Here is a 13151-nt window from a genome sequence, read left to right on the forward strand (position 1 = left end):
ACTCCAAATCTCTTTTTATTTTTATTCTAAACTGATCTTCTTGGCCACCAGTTCTATCGCTTCTATAAGACTGTCTTTTGGCATTATCGTGGCAACAGGAATTCTTAATATCTTCTCGACAGTCGGGCTTACGATAGGTGCGCAGACAAGAGCCTTGGCACCATCCCTTTCAGCCCGCACTGCTGCAATGATGGCTTCTTCCATGGAGGTTGCCGAATATTCCCTGATGGTGCAGAGATTCCCGCATATTTTTCTTTTCGTCTCATTTATATTGTCAAGCACAGGCCGCGCAGCTATTACGGCGATGAAATTCCCCTTCTCCGACCCTTCTATCCTTTTTATAGTTTTAACTATCTGGCGAAGGGTTTTCATATTTGGCTCTCTTTTTCCGGACATTATCTTGTAAAGGGTGCTTTGGGGTATCTCGGCCTTTTCTGCAAATTCCAGAGCAGTAAGGCCAAGTTCATCCTTTATGACCTTTGAAAGCACTTCCCTTAGCCTTTCGTCAGATTCAAAGACAGCATCAGTTACTTTATCAGCGGCATTCATTTGTCCCACACTACTGTTATGATTAAAGATATATCCTTTAAAGGCAATGTAATGTGATATATTAATACCTTTGGGTCATCTACATGGACTTAACGGTAATATATATAATCTATATTGTCATGCTTTCCAAAAACGGAACAAAGGTGATAACATGAATTCCAAAAGGTATACAAAGCCATTTGCTTTTTTGCTTCTTATTATTTTTATTACGTCAGCCGTAATTATATCCGGCTGTACCGAAAGAGAGGCACAGACAGGAGAGGAATTGACGCAACTTACCTTCGGGTACCAACCCAGCACTCATCAGATCGCCTATCTTACTGCAGAGGATCAGGGATGGTGGGAAGAAGACCTTTCTCCGCTAGGTGTGCAGACAATTAACGACCGGCTCTTCCCAACAGGAGCTCCTGAGATGTCCGCGATGCTTGCTGGAGAGATTGATGTGGCTTATGTCGGTGCTGCACCTGTAGTAGCAGCCATTGCCAGTGGGCTCGATGCCAAGATTGTTGCTGCTGCTCAGATACAGGGCTCTGATATTGTGTTGCGCAATGAACTACCCTATGAAGGTCCCCAAGACCTAATAGGTCTCAGGATAGCCACATTCCCGCCGGGAACCATACAGGACACACTTTTGAGGGAATGGCTTGCAGACAATGGTATCAACCCTGATACAGATGTCACGATCCTCCCCATGGGTCCCGCAGACGCAGTAACGGCACTTTCTGTTGGTCAGGTCGATGCAGTGTTTCTGCCGCACCCCTCACCAACTGAGATAGAAGTGCAGGGTATCGGCAGGTCAGTAGTTCAGTCGGGGGAGATGAAGGAAGACCATGCATGCTGTGTAGTTGCAGTCAGTGGCAGGCTTATTCGCGACCATCCTGATGTAGTACAACAGATAGTTGCAACTCATGTACGTGCAATCGAATACGACAATGAGAATGTTGCTGAAGCAGCCGCTGTTTTTGCTGCTGATCAGGACTGGGATGTTCAGGTTGTGGAAAAATCCTTGGCAGACTGGGATGGCACATGGGTGGCAGACCCCGGTGTCATCGTGAACTCCACAGTTGAGTATACGCAGGTTCAGTACGAACAGGGAACCATCAACAGACAACTCACACAGGACGACCTTTTTGATCTGAGCTTCTATGAAGCTCTTGATCAATAATTTTTATGGATAATGAGTTTAATACTGTTAAATACGATAAGATAACGTTCACTTGAATACTTTTCAATTATGCAGAGGAATCATGGTCAGAGGAAACTTTCAAAGATTAAAGAATAACAGTGTGGAATTATTATCTGTGGTTTCTGCGCTGATCATCTGGCAGGTGACGGCTGTCTATATTGTACAGAACAAATTTTTCCTTCCCAGTTTTACTGATGTTGCTGCAGCGTTCATTATTACTGTTTCAAGACAGGGTGTATTCCCTTTCCTCTCTATGAATCTCGAGCTCCCGGTGCTGCTGGTTGACACTCTCTATAGCCTTATGCACTTCTTTATCGGTCTTATAGCCGCTCTGGCCATAGGTATCCCGGTAGGTATGCTCATGGGCTGGTTCAAATCTGTTGAAAGAGTTTTTGATCCATTGATTGAGATAATACGTCCCATACCTCCTCTTGCATGGATACCCTTTGCTATAATCTGGATAGGATTAAACCCATTTGGCGCAGGATTTGTGATATTCATTGGCGCTCTGTTCCCTATAATAATCAACACATTCACAGGCTTCAAAAGTGTTCCAAGGATATATGTTGAAGCTGCAAAGGTCCTTGGATGCAACACTGACCGTGAACTTATGAGACGTGTTGCCATACCCTCCGCTCTACCTTCAATAGCAGCTGGTGTCAGGATAGCTATGGGGGTAGGCTGGATGTGTCTGGTTGCGGCCGAGATGTTTGGGGTGAGCAGGAACGGTCTTGGATTCAAGATATGGCACAACTATTATTTACATCACATGGATTTTGTGCTGGTTTATATGCTTTTCCTGGGATTCCTGGGGCTTTTGATAGACCGGCTCTTAAGGTCATATCTTGAGGACAAGTTCTTTAAATGGCGAACAGGAGTGGTGATGTAAATGGGCAGGGTAAGTATAAGGGGTGTGTCCCGGAAGTTCGTGAAAGATGACATAGTACGGACCCTGGCCCTTGATAACGTAAGTCTGGATATTGGGGATAAGGAGTTCGTATGCTTCATAGGTCCTTCCGGGTGCGGGAAGACTACTCTGCTCCGGATAGTTTCCGGGCTTGACTATCCCGATGACGGTGAAGTTTTCGTTGACAATGAACGTATAAAAGGTCCGGGACCTACAAGAGGCATGGTATTCCAGGAGTATTCCCTTTTCCCCTGGAAGACCGTTATAGATAATGTGATATTCGGTCCCCAGATGAGGGGGGTGCAAAAGAAGGACGCAATTGAAGAGGCACAGAAGTACCTGGAACTGGTTGGCCTTGAACAGTTCAGGGACAGCTATCCCCATGAGCTCTCAGGCGGTATGAAGCAAAGGGTTGCAATAGCTCGTGCCCTTGCAAATGAGCCCGAAGTGCTTCTTATGGATGAACCTTTCGGGGCCCTTGATGCTCAGACTAGGAATTCATTGCAGCATGAACTGCTGGATATCTGGCAAAAAAAGAACATAACTATCCTTTTTGTCACACACAGTGTGGATGAGGCCGTTTTCCTTGCGGACAAAATCGTAATAATGACCGCACGGCCCGGAAAGATTAAGGAAATACTAAAAGTCGACATCCCTCGGCTACGTGACAGGACAAGCATGGAAGTCAATCAATTGCGTAACCGTGTTCTGAAACTGCTGGCAGAAGAGCAGAAGAAATAATGGTTTTTCGGTCTCACTCCGAGCGTACTATTATCTTCGTGCCAGATTCTATTTCTTTTATATTCACTTTCCCTATCAGTTCAAGCGTTGCATTGGCTCTGGCAAATCCCAGGGAACATCCTGGACGTATCGAAATGGTCCCGCCTGCGATTGCTAACCCGTTTACAGTTACAGAATCAAAGAGTTTCAGATCGCTATATGCTTCAACATTACCATTGATCTCACATCCGGGTCCGATAACGATGTCATCAGCTTTGACATTTCCCCTCACGGAAGATTCTTTTCCAAGTTTGAGAGTTCCCTTTACACTGAGGCCTTTCCAGAAAGAGGATGCTGCTCCGGCAATAAAGTTCCCGTCAATAATGACATCATTCTCAAAGTAGGACCTCCTCCTGGCAATATAAGTGTTTGATGCCTTATGATATCTAAGATCTGAACTCATCTAATTCACCTGAACTTACTCTATAGTTTCGTTGATTATAAATTGATTGTATCTGGTCATCCTTCACGGGTACTTATGAAGTGGTTTAGAATCAATATCTGCTCTTTTCAAAAATAAGTGCGTATGGCTTACTCTTAATGACAAGTATTATATATAATAGCATATATACAATTGTATATTTCTGGGCCTTTATATAATAATTTGGACATCTGGTTGGTTTTTAAGGACCGGGGTGCATGTATGGTCAACAGTAGTAATGAATACCAGTCTACAGGCAATGCTTATTGCTCCACAGAACACGGTCCTCTTTATGTACTGGAAAGCAGGCTCCTTCCCGGAAAATTGGAACAGGCCAGGACTTTTTTCAATTCGTTGAACTTTCTCATACTTACAACAGATTGTGAACACAGGGTACTTTCTATGAACAGCATGGCTGAGAACCTGCTGGGCTATACGGTTGACGAACTTAATGGTAAGCACTGGATCAATGTGCTGGTTCACGAGAAATCCGTGGATCTGTTAAAAGATACATTTCTTGAAATTATCTCCGGGCACACTGTTATTACAGAATCTTTGCATTCCAGGGTAATCAGAAAGGATGCTTCGGAACTTTTGATATCCTGGAATGTCACATTAATGAAAGATGATGATGGTTCACCCACGGGTTTTATACTTGCAGGCAGCGACATCTCCAGACAAAAAGCAATCGAACTGAATTACATACAAGAAAATGAAAGACTGCTATCCTATCTTCGCTCTGCCACATATGCGGTAATCTTCTCTGATCACTCTGGAAAAATATCTTTCTGGAATAAAGCGGCAACTGCTCTTTTTGGCTACGGGGAAGCCGAGATACTTGGTGAGCCTCTTACGGTCATTATGCCAAAGTGTTACAAAAAAGCACATGAGGGATGGGATCAGATAATTTCCATCGGTAAATCACCCGTGATGGGCAGGATCTTTGAAGCTTCAGGCCTCAGGAAGGATGGAAGTGAGTTCCCTCTTGAGATTGCCGCCAGTACTACTAGGATGAATGGCAAGGTCTTCCACGGCGCTTTCCTGAATGATATTTCCAAACGTAAGATGAAAGAACGCCTGACTACCATTTCCAAGAACAAATATCGCATGATCTTCCAGAAATCCCCTCTGGGTATCTTCCATTTTGACGAGAAAGGGGTTATTACGCAATGCAATGAGAAATTCGTAAAGATAGTCGGTGCTGCTCATGAAAATGTTATAAGCACAATTATAAACTTCAACATGCTGGAATCCTTTAAAGATGAAGCTATGGTGAGGTGTATAAAACAGGTGCTTTCAGGAATACCGGCCAGGTATGAAGATGATTTCATATCTCCTTTCTCTGACAAGGTTGTGCCTATAAAGGCGGAGTTCAGTCCTGTTATATCTGAAGAAGGCAAGCGCATGGGTGGTGTGTGCGTTGTTGAGGATTTCACAGAGCGTAAAAATGCAGAAAAAGCCCTGAGCAAGTATGCAGAAGATCTTGCAAAGGCAAATACCGAGTTAAAGTCCCTCGACCGTATGAAGGATGAGTTCCTTTCCAATCTTCGGCACGAACTGAAAACCCCTCTCATTCCAATACGCGGATACAGTGAGTTAATGGCCGAAGGTGATCTTGGTGAGCTTAACGAGCGTCAGAAAGATGCTATGGAAAAGGTGCTTCTAAGCTCTGAGAGATTAAAAAGGCTTATAGACTCTCTTCTGTATGTCAGCATTACTGAAGGTGGCAATGCTGAGTATACATTTGTTCTTCTTCGGGTGGCAGAGATCCTTGAATCTGCAATATGTGACCGTTCACCGGAGATGATAAGTAAGGGTCATACGATTAAGAAGGATCTTCCTCGTGACCTTCCTCTGATAGAAGGTGACCTCGAATGCTTAACTGATGTATTTGTGAATATAATCGATAATGCTATCAAGTTCACACCTTCGGGAGGGAATATTAGTATTTCTGCAATTGTGGAAGATGGCAACATACATGTTCAGATAGCTGATGACGGGATTGGTATCGAAGAGGCAAATATGCCAAAGATATTCACTCGCTTCTACCAGGTGGATGGCTCATCAACACGTAAATATGGAGGCAACGGGCTTGGCCTCTATATATGCAAAAAGATAGTTGAAGCCCATAAAGGCAGTATCCGGTTGGAGAGCATCCGGAATAAAGGCACTACAATTCATGTATACCTTCCAGTGACTCCTATTCCTTCAGGTTCTCCTCTCTGAAGTAAGCAAGAGTTATCAAAGACAGGGACGTCGCAGTAATGTCTCCTGTGCCTTTCCCCCATGACCCATTTGCATTCCTGCCGGAAATGAGCCACAGTTTCGCTTCTTCCAGCTGTCGGGAGTATCCTGCAAGCAGCAAAGCCTGCATGACCAGGTTACTTGTGGCGATAGGTCCCCATGCTTCTCCTATGGTATGCCGGGAAAGCAGCCATCCTGCACGCTCCTTTATGAATTCCTTCCAGTCGGGAGTATCATTGTCTTCCAATCTCCCCTGCGATATCAGAGCTTGCAGTATAAGGGCTGTTGTTCCGGGATGTTCCCAGGCTGGTCCATAGGTGTCAACCAACCATGAGCATCCTCTCTCGTTCGCTATTCCCATATCTGCAAGGGTGATAAGTGCATAGGCTGTGTCGTACACTTCTTCATTCCATGAGTTGCCTTTCTGCTTCGACAGTATCCATGCGCTCACATCGGGGTAAACAATGCCAATAGCTGCAAGAGCTGAAGCTGCCCTGGCTGTATCTCTCAGGGAATGATTCCATGAATCTCCGGTTTTCAACCTTATCAGCCTTGGTACCAGGTCGCTCTTCATATCCCAGAGGTGGCATGCAAGCATGGCGCGTGAAAGTTCCTTCACCTCATGGATGTTCCTGGAAAGGAGCCAGTTAAAGGATATCTCACTTTTGAAGTACATATCGGCATAGATGCCAGCCAGTTATTTATTGTTTTGCAGGAGACCATATGTATAAAACAGGAAATAAGGGGGAGATATTCTCTCCCTCATATTATTGTTTGAAATTTTCCACACTGTCAACAATGCGGTTAAATTCCCTGAACCATTCTAAGTCTGAATCACCTTCAAGATGTACTCTGCCGTTATCTTCCATTGTCGCTACTGCTGGGTCAATTGGCAGTTCTCCCAATACTGGTACATTGAAATCTGCTGCGGCCTTTTCGACGCCTCCGGTTCCATAGATGTCGATCTTCTCATTGCAGTGGGGACATTTCATACCGCTCATATTCTCCACGATGCCAATGACCGGGACCTTGAGCATGCTGGCAAAGGTGAGTGATTTCCTTACGCTGAGCAAGGCCACATCCTGTGGGGTTGTCACAACCACCGCACCGTCAAGTTTCTCTATCAGCTGGGCAATGCTCAGGGGCTCGTCTCCAGTTCCGGGGGGCAGGTCAATGAAAAGGTAATCCAGTTTGCCCCATGAGACTTCCTGCAGGAACTGCTTAATGGCTCCCATCTTTGCAGGTCCTCTCCATATAATGGGGGAGTCCCTGTCTTCTACAAGGAGCGCTATTGACATAACACTCAGATTTTCAGTAACCTGTATCGGGACTATGCCATTTTCATCAACGCTGGGTTTTTGGTCTTCGATACCAAACATCTTGGGGATACTGGGTCCATGTATATCCGCATCAAGAAGGCCTACCTTATATCCACGATCTGCAAGGCGCGCAGCAAGGTTGGCGGCAACAGTGCTTTTGCCTACGCCTCCTTTTCCACTCATGACCATTATCTTCTTTTTGATCGACCTCATCTGTTTTATAAGCCTGGATTCCTGTGGTTTCTGTAACAGGTCCTGGGGGCTCTGTATTGTTTGTGCCATTTGGTAACCTCTTTGATGATTATATGATTGGTATTAGATGCTAAGTATAAATTCTTCTGGAATGCAATATATGAACCGGAAGCAGTGCTACTATTCACCTGTATGGATGTAGCTGCCACCTGATATCTCGATCGCCTTTCCCGTTGTCAGCGCTAAAGCCACTTTTTTCCTTGCGCTCTGCAGATCTTCCCAAAATGCCCGCCTTGAAATGCCCATCCTGAAAGCTGCTTCTTCCTGCAATGCTCCTTCCAGATCCACAAGTCTTAACGCTTCCAGTTCTTCAACTGCAAGAGCTACAGTTTCAAGTTCACTTAACGGTACTCCCCTCGGTTTGAAATAAAGTACTTCCGGAGAGCACTCTACTCTTCTTGGGGATTTTGGTCTCCCTCTGCATTTCATCACTTATATTCATGGATATTCCAATATTTATTATTTGCCGGTAAGGTTCATATATTTCTTCCCAAATGGGTATATTTTAGGAAAATTCAGATGAAGTATGCAAATAAAGTTATTATTCCAAGCGCTATGCAGAATTTACCAAAATCAAATTTCTGTGCTATCTTTATGAATAGATCGATCGTAATGAGTCCAAAAAAGAAGGCAAAGAGCATTGCAACTACTGCGTTCAGGTCAATTGTCAACATTCCCATGGCTGCTATGCCTATGTCTGCCACGAGGACTGCGGGTATACTCATGAGGAAGCTCAGCTTAACAGCATCCACGGCATGGAAATTTCTCAAAAGCAATGATGAGACTGTAATGCCGGACCTGCTGATGCCTGGCAGTGCGGCGAAGCCTTGTGCTATCCCGGTTACCAGTGAATCACTGAATGTAGGTGCTTCTTTTTTGAGCCCCTTTCCAAGGGCTGTTTTTTGCAGAATGCCCGTGAATATTAGCAGCAATCCTATAAATGCGGTTGCTATCTTACCTGAGAACTCTGTAAGGCCCGTGGCAAATATCACAAGCGGGAGGCCTACAATTCCGGTTAACAGCGTTGAGATCGTCAGGAAACTTATGACTGCATGACCTTCTTCCTTGCGGGAGCCCATACTCCGGATATAATGGGGTATATTTTCCAGAATGCCTTTAATATCTTTTCGGAAATATATCGATGCTGAAAGAAGGGTTCCTGTATGCAGCCATAAAGAGATAGGAAGGGCTTCACCAAGTGTCTTATCAAAAATATTTATCATCACAAGGGTAGTCATGCCCTCGCTGCTTATCGGAAGCCATTCGGCTATCCCCTGGACTGCTCCGACCACTACTGCCTCATAGAGTGTTAACATTCTGCTCTTATCTGATTTTTTTGTATATATATATTGGGTGGTCTTTATTGATTTATCTCATATGGGTGAAACTATATACTAATATTCACAAAATTATTCATAATACCTATCGTCAATTTCTAAATCCTTTTAAATTAATCAGCAGTTAACATAAGGATCCTCTCAAGTAGGCGTATCATCAAGTAGAGTGACGGGCTGGGGAAAAATGCACCCCTATTTAAGGAATGCTCCGGTTTACAGGATTTGTGTGAGACATCCTATTCTGACTGGGCAGCAATATCTCGGGAGGTAATTTTTTGATTTTGGTTCTATTCTGTCAGTTTTTGGCAAATATAATTATAAATAGTTATAGAACTCGCAACTCTTTTATTGTAGTAGAACAGAACTTTATCTGGGATAGTTATGTCACAATCGGCTAACAAGAGCTCAGGCGTCTTTGTGCATGCTTTGCAATCGATCCCTGATTATTCCGAAGTACTTGTGATGCTTTTGATATTAGCTTTGATGTCGATGTCTTCTGATGAGATTGCGGATTTCCTTTCATTGGTGCGCGAAGCATTCATTTATCCCGGATTTCCCTGAGTGTCCTCCTTTGTTATGTAGGAATGTCTCTATAAATATGTATTAATATAAAAGAACATTTAATCTTAATGGGACACTGTATGATAGTTGGGACAGAATCTTTAATGGAATGGGGGTCTCTGGGCCTTGGCCTTTTTGAACTGTTCTTTGTTATGGTAGGCTTGGCGATGATCATTTATGGTGGCATTGTCTCTACTATTGAAATTCTTCTCCATGAGGTGCAGAGGGCCAACTATACTTATGCGCACATCAGACACCATTTCACAGATAAGATATTGTTCGGCCTGGAGTTCCTGATTGCCGCAGATGTTATCCGGACTGTGCTGGATCCCTCTGTCGAGGAGATTCTGACTCTTGGTGCAGTCGTTCTGATACGGACTATAATGGCTTATTTTCTCAGTAAAGAGGTTGAAGAATACTCTTTCCAAGAGTAACCTTTCATCTATTCCCTGGCTTGTACAATACTTGGAGTGTATGCAAACTTAATCCTTCTTTTTGGCTGCAAATCCAAACAAATATATATGTCCTGTTTGTAATTCCAAATGCATGCCGGATATCACAGGGCTTGAGCTTTCTCCAAAGAAAGTAGAGTATTTAAAATTCCTCTTTAAGAAAGGAGGACTTGTACGAACTACAGATATCTCTACCCAGTTGCAGGTGGATCCTTCAACATCTACCAAGACTATCGTGGATCTTGCTGAGACCGGGCTTGTGGAGCATATACCCTACAGAGGTGTAAGACTGACTGAAAAGGGCCTGAAGTATGCTGAATTCCTTGTCAATCGGCACAATATACTGAGCCTGATGCTTAGTCATTATGGTCTGTCCGCAGAGGAAGCATGTCAGGAAACTTCTAGGTTCGAGTCCCTGGTTTCAAAAGCCGCAATAGATAAGATATGCACTTCTATGGGTCATCCTATGGCAAGCGTATGTGGAAAGATACGCCATGTGTCCTGTGGGGTTCCCTGATTTATGCTCATATGTTTGGTATGTGACCAACATATTTGGTAGTATTGCTAAATGGAGGTATGAAATGAATAAATTAATTATGTTATTAGTAGTGTTCCTATCTTTAGGACTTGTAATCACGAGTGGTTGCGTTGACAATCAGGAAGTATCTGCCTCATCGGACAAACCGATAGTTGCTGTGAGCATCCTTCCGCAGGCCGAATTCGTGGAAAAGGTTGCCGGGGATCAGGTCCAGGTACTCGTTATGGTTCCCCCGGGTGCAGACCCTCATACCTATGAGATCACCTCGGGACAGCTCAGGGACCTGAGTAAGGCTCAGATGTATGTGAAAGTAGGCTCAGGACTGGACTTTGAGAACGTATGGATGGACAGGCTGATTGCCCAGAATCCAGATATGTTGATAGTTGATTCGTCAAGCGGTATCAAGCTCAAGGCAATGGAGGCTCATTCCCATAATGATGAGGAACATGACGAAGAAGGGCGTGATGAAGAAAATCACGATGAAGAAGATGAAGGTGGAGACCATGCAAATGAAACTGGCGGGAAAGATCCTCATATCTGGACATCTCCTATGGAAGCAAAGATAATGGTCAACAATACCTATTCAGGTCTTGTGGAGATAGACCCGGATAACAGGGAGCTCTATGCTCAGAACCGGGATGCCTATCTTGCAGAACTGGATGCTGCAGACGCCATTATCAGAGAAACCCTCGCCGGGAAAGAGGGTAGCAGTTTCATGGTATATCACCCTTCCTGGGGCTATTTCGCAGACGAGTATGGTCTTGTGGAGGTTTCCGTAGAGATGGAAGGTAAGGAGCCCAGTGCAAAGGATATGCAGCACCTGATAGATACGGCGAAGGAGAAAAATATTACTGTAATATTCGTACAGCCTGGTTTCAGTGCCACAAGTGCTAAGTCTATAGCCTCTGAAATAAATGCAGAAGTAGTGGCTGTCGATCCCCTTGCAAAAGATTATATAGATAACCTTGCAAAGGTATCCGAAGCGTTTGAAAAAGGATTGGCTTAAATGGTTGAAGTGATCGATCTCAAGGATGTATGGGTAAGTTATGGCAACGTTCCTGTGCTTGAAGCAGTGGACCTTGTAGTTGAGGACCGGGATTTCCTTGCCATAATCGGCCCCAACGGAGGTGGCAAAAGCACCCTCCTCAAAGTTATCCTGGGATTGATCAAACCTGATCGTGGCTCGGTCAAACTTCTGGGGGACGATCCTAAAAGGACTCGCAAGTATGCGGGTTATGTGCCCCAGTATATCTCTTCTAATCTCGATTTCCCCATCAGTGTATGGGAAGTTGTTCTCATGGGTTGCTTAGGGCATAAAGGTCCCTTCAGGGGATATAATGAAAGTGACAAGAGAGCTGCCTATGAATCCCTTGAAATAGTCGATATGCTTGATTACAGGGACCGCCAGATCGGTGAACTGTCGGGCGGACAGAAACAGAGGGTCTTTATCGCCCGGTCGCTTGTGACACATCCCAAATTGTTGATCCTGGACGAACCTTCAACCGGGATAGATTCAAAACGCCAGAAGGAGTTCTATGAGCTTCTTAACCGGCTTAAATCGGAAATTGCTATTCTTCTTGTCACTCACGACATGAGCGCTCTGTCGGTTTATGTTGACAAGGTCGCCTGTCTGAATCGAAGGCTGCACTATCACAACTCAAAGGAATTGAGCCCTGCTGATCTTGAGGCGGCATACCAATGCCCGGTAGAGCTGATAGCGCATGGTGTTCCTCACAGGGTCTTGAAACTACATTGAGGGGAAACGTTCCATGCTCGAAATACTGCAATATGGTTTTATGAGGAATGCTATTATGGCAGCAGTCCTTGCAAGTATCGCCTGTGGAATCATCGGCGTGTATGTTGTTGTCAAAAAAGTTTCCTCTCTGAGTGGTGGTATTTCCCATGCTTCGTTTGGAGGGGTTGGCCTGGGGTACTATCTTGGTGTCAACCCTATGTACGGACTGATACCTTTCAGCTTGCTGGCAGCTATTGCCATGGGACTCGCAAGTAAAAGAACAAAGGTTGCCGAAGATACTGCAGTTGGCATACTGTGGTCACTGGGAATGGCTATAGGTATCATTCTCATTTATCTTACTCCCGGATATGCTCCCGACCTTATGACCTATCTTTTCGGTAATATACTTACAGTACCGCTCTCGGACATCTACCTGATGCTTGCGCTTGATGCGGTGATTATCCTTGTAGTATATGCCTATTACAAGGAATTCATGTCCCTGTGTTTTGACGAGGAATTTGCAACGGTCGCAGGTATCAATGTGGAGCGCCTTTATTTATTATTACTTTGTCTGATAGCGTTAACAATTGTCCTTCTCATCAAGGTTGTGGGGATCATACTCATTATAGCACTGCTTACTATGCCTGCATCCCTGAGCAGCCATTACACGAAGAACCTGAGAAAGATGATGTACATGTCCATCCTCCTTGGCGCGTCCTTCAGTATAATGGGGTTGGCACTATCCTATAGTTATGATGTACCTTCAGGTGCGACAATTATCCTTGTAATGTCAGCAGCATACCTGCTTCATTTCGTGTACAAAGCAGTCAGACCAAAAAGTGTAACCAGATGAGCCGATAACTCATCTGC

16 protein-coding genes are annotated in these 13151 nt (G+C 44.5%); 10 read left to right on the forward strand and 6 right to left on the reverse strand.

The genetic code is table 11. The features are described from left to right. Positions 1-21: 21 nt before the first annotated feature. The gene (locus QZZ22_RS05490; RefSeq protein ID WP_292463277.1) at positions 22-549 is read right to left on the reverse strand and encodes a helix-turn-helix domain-containing protein; all 528 of its coding nucleotides are present in this window, start codon (positions 547-549) and stop codon (positions 22-24) included. A gap of 151 nt (positions 550-700) precedes the next feature. On the opposite strand from QZZ22_RS05490, the gene QZZ22_RS05495 reads away from it, so the two are divergent. The 3 genes from QZZ22_RS05495 to QZZ22_RS05505 all read left to right on the forward strand — a co-directional run bounded on the left by QZZ22_RS05495 (position 701) and on the right by QZZ22_RS05505 (position 3383). Next, positions 701-1714 (forward strand): ABC transporter substrate-binding protein, encoded by a 1014-nt coding sequence (locus QZZ22_RS05495; protein ID WP_292463279.1) that lies wholly within the window; start codon positions 701-703, stop codon positions 1712-1714. Between the two features lie 82 nt (positions 1715-1796). After that, complete coding sequence (locus QZZ22_RS05500) at positions 1797-2624, forward strand: ABC transporter permease (RefSeq protein ID WP_292463280.1); 828 nt, start codon at positions 1797-1799, stop codon at positions 2622-2624. Then, on the forward strand, positions 2625-3383 hold the full coding sequence (locus tag QZZ22_RS05505) for an ABC transporter ATP-binding protein (RefSeq protein ID WP_292463282.1): 759 nt from the start codon (positions 2625-2627) through the stop codon (positions 3381-3383). 13 nt (positions 3384-3396) lie between these two features. Here QZZ22_RS05505 and QZZ22_RS05510 read toward each other — a convergent pair whose 3' ends face one another. Continuing rightward, complete coding sequence (locus tag QZZ22_RS05510) at positions 3397-3825, reverse strand: polymer-forming cytoskeletal protein (protein ID WP_292463283.1); 429 nt, start codon at positions 3823-3825, stop codon at positions 3397-3399. Between the two features lie 240 nt (positions 3826-4065). On the opposite strand from QZZ22_RS05510, the gene QZZ22_RS05515 reads away from it, so the two are divergent. After that, positions 4066-6069 carry a PAS domain-containing sensor histidine kinase gene (locus tag QZZ22_RS05515; protein WP_292463284.1) on the forward strand — a complete coding sequence of 668 codons (2004 nt, stop codon included), beginning with the start codon at positions 4066-4068 and terminating at the stop codon, positions 6067-6069. Here QZZ22_RS05515 and QZZ22_RS05520 read toward each other — a convergent pair. The 4 genes from QZZ22_RS05520 to QZZ22_RS05535 form a co-directional block, all read right to left on the reverse strand. Then, positions 6044-6763: a hypothetical protein gene (locus QZZ22_RS05520; RefSeq protein ID WP_292463285.1), complete on the reverse strand. Its 720-nt coding sequence runs from the start codon at positions 6761-6763 to the stop codon at positions 6044-6046. The genes QZZ22_RS05515 and QZZ22_RS05520 overlap by 26 nt on opposite strands. 91 nt (positions 6764-6854) lie before the next feature. Further along, the gene (locus QZZ22_RS05525) at positions 6855-7688 is read right to left on the reverse strand and encodes an Mrp/NBP35 family ATP-binding protein (protein WP_292463286.1); all 834 of its coding nucleotides are present in this window, start codon (positions 7686-7688) and stop codon (positions 6855-6857) included. A gap of 90 nt (positions 7689-7778) precedes the next feature. Next, positions 7779-8090, reverse strand: a complete 312-nt coding sequence (locus QZZ22_RS05530) for a DUF134 domain-containing protein (protein ID WP_292463287.1) — start codon at positions 8088-8090, stop codon at positions 7779-7781. Between the two features lie 83 nt (positions 8091-8173). Beyond that, positions 8174-8974, reverse strand: a complete 801-nt coding sequence (locus QZZ22_RS05535) for an undecaprenyl-diphosphate phosphatase (protein WP_292463289.1) — start codon at positions 8972-8974, stop codon at positions 8174-8176. A gap of 402 nt (positions 8975-9376) precedes the next feature. On the opposite strand from QZZ22_RS05535, the gene QZZ22_RS05540 reads away from it, so the two are divergent. From QZZ22_RS05540 to QZZ22_RS05565, 6 genes are all read left to right on the forward strand, one after another. Continuing rightward, the gene (locus QZZ22_RS05540) at positions 9377-9556 is read left to right on the forward strand and encodes a hypothetical protein (protein ID WP_292463290.1); all 180 of its coding nucleotides are present in this window, start codon (positions 9377-9379) and stop codon (positions 9554-9556) included. An 80-nt stretch (positions 9557-9636) separates the two neighbouring features. Next, positions 9637-9990 (forward strand): DUF1622 domain-containing protein, encoded by a 354-nt coding sequence (locus QZZ22_RS05545; protein ID WP_292463291.1) that lies wholly within the window; start codon positions 9637-9639, stop codon positions 9988-9990. 112 nt (positions 9991-10102) lie between these two features. Beyond that, positions 10103-10525, forward strand: a complete 423-nt coding sequence (locus QZZ22_RS05550) for a metal-dependent transcriptional regulator (RefSeq protein WP_292463293.1) — start codon at positions 10103-10105, stop codon at positions 10523-10525. A gap of 64 nt (positions 10526-10589) precedes the next feature. Continuing rightward, the gene (locus QZZ22_RS05555; protein WP_292463294.1) at positions 10590-11552 is read left to right on the forward strand and encodes a zinc ABC transporter substrate-binding protein; all 963 of its coding nucleotides are present in this window, start codon (positions 10590-10592) and stop codon (positions 11550-11552) included. Next, positions 11553-12302, forward strand: coding sequence for an ABC transporter ATP-binding protein (locus QZZ22_RS05560; RefSeq protein ID WP_292463295.1), 750 nt, complete (start codon positions 11553-11555; stop codon positions 12300-12302). It abuts the gene before it with no gap. Positions 12303-12315: 13 nt separating this feature from the next. Next, on the forward strand, positions 12316-13134 hold the full coding sequence (locus QZZ22_RS05565) for a metal ABC transporter permease (protein ID WP_292463296.1): 819 nt from the start codon (positions 12316-12318) through the stop codon (positions 13132-13134). Positions 13135-13151: the final 17 nt, after the last annotated feature.

It is taken from the genome of Methanolobus sp. (assembly GCF_016278365.1).
In the GTDB taxonomy this organism is placed as follows: domain Archaea; phylum Halobacteriota; class Methanosarcinia; order Methanosarcinales; family Methanosarcinaceae; genus Methanolobus.

Excerpts from the sequence above, each read along its gene's own strand:
- QZZ22_RS05520 (WP_292463285.1), bottom strand. The coding sequence starts at position 6,763 with ATGTACTTCAAAAGTGAGATATCCTTTAACTGGCTCCTTTCCAGGAAC.
- QZZ22_RS05540 (WP_292463290.1), top strand. The coding sequence starts at position 9,377 with ATGTCACAATCGGCTAACAAGAGCTCAGGCGTCTTTGTGCATGCTTTG.
- QZZ22_RS05545 (WP_292463291.1), top strand. The coding sequence starts at position 9,637 with ATGATAGTTGGGACAGAATCTTTAATGGAATGGGGGTCTCTGGGCCTT.
- QZZ22_RS05495 (WP_292463279.1), top strand. The coding sequence starts at position 701 with ATGAATTCCAAAAGGTATACAAAGCCATTTGCTTTTTTGCTTCTTATT.
- QZZ22_RS05510 (WP_292463283.1), bottom strand. The coding sequence starts at position 3,825 with ATGAGTTCAGATCTTAGATATCATAAGGCATCAAACACTTATATTGCC.
- QZZ22_RS05505 (WP_292463282.1), top strand. The coding sequence starts at position 2,625 with ATGGGCAGGGTAAGTATAAGGGGTGTGTCCCGGAAGTTCGTGAAAGAT.
- QZZ22_RS05560 (WP_292463295.1), top strand. The coding sequence starts at position 11,553 with ATGGTTGAAGTGATCGATCTCAAGGATGTATGGGTAAGTTATGGCAAC.
- QZZ22_RS05490 (WP_292463277.1), bottom strand. The coding sequence starts at position 549 with ATGAATGCCGCTGATAAAGTAACTGATGCTGTCTTTGAATCTGACGAA.
- QZZ22_RS05535 (WP_292463289.1), bottom strand. The coding sequence starts at position 8,974 with ATGTTAACACTCTATGAGGCAGTAGTGGTCGGAGCAGTCCAGGGGATA.
- QZZ22_RS05515 (WP_292463284.1), top strand. The coding sequence starts at position 4,066 with ATGGTCAACAGTAGTAATGAATACCAGTCTACAGGCAATGCTTATTGC.
- QZZ22_RS05500 (WP_292463280.1), top strand. The coding sequence starts at position 1,797 with ATGGTCAGAGGAAACTTTCAAAGATTAAAGAATAACAGTGTGGAATTA.
- QZZ22_RS05565 (WP_292463296.1), top strand. The coding sequence starts at position 12,316 with ATGCTCGAAATACTGCAATATGGTTTTATGAGGAATGCTATTATGGCA.
- QZZ22_RS05550 (WP_292463293.1), top strand. The coding sequence starts at position 10,103 with ATGCCGGATATCACAGGGCTTGAGCTTTCTCCAAAGAAAGTAGAGTAT.
- QZZ22_RS05525 (WP_292463286.1), bottom strand. The coding sequence starts at position 7,688 with ATGGCACAAACAATACAGAGCCCCCAGGACCTGTTACAGAAACCACAG.
- QZZ22_RS05555 (WP_292463294.1), top strand. The coding sequence starts at position 10,590 with ATGAATAAATTAATTATGTTATTAGTAGTGTTCCTATCTTTAGGACTT.